Here is a 417-nt window from a genome sequence, read left to right as displayed (position 1 = left end):
GAAACATCCGTTGTAAACCTTCCAATAAGCATTCTGTATTTTCCGAAGGAAAAACTTGAAAATAAAAGCTATTACTATACGGAAACGACATCACTAAGTACGGTAAATCGATCGTTTCTGAATCATAGTTAAATGGCCCAGTTCCAAAGTCAACTTGAGCTGTACCTGGTATAGATTCAAGAGGTAAGGCTGCTTCTGTCATCGATTCCTTTAATTCCTTTTTTCTTTTGGATACATAATCGCGTACAGTGCGGTCTGACCCTGTAAAGCTATGAAAATCTCTTAATTGCTCATACATTTTTTTAGCTGTTCTCTGATACTTCTTTTTCTTCTTTAAATCTTCTTTAATCCACTTATCTATAATGGGCTTAACTGGCTCCATTACCCGTGCTTTTCGTTTTTGCTTTTTCTTTCTTT

1 pseudogene is annotated in these 417 nt (G+C 35.7%); it reads right to left on the bottom strand.

Going from position 1 to position 417, the window contains the following annotated elements:
• Nucleotides 1-417 (bottom strand): annotated as a pseudogene (locus tag KI363_RS21715) (IS21 family transposase); the annotation flags it as partial.

It is taken from the genome of Lederbergia ruris, assembly GCF_018332955.1.
In the GTDB taxonomy this organism is placed as follows: domain Bacteria; phylum Bacillota; class Bacilli; order Bacillales; family Bacillaceae_C; genus Lederbergia; species Lederbergia ruris.
The sequence above is the reverse complement of the archived record's forward strand: the minus strand, read 5'-3'. Positions and strand labels throughout refer to the sequence as shown.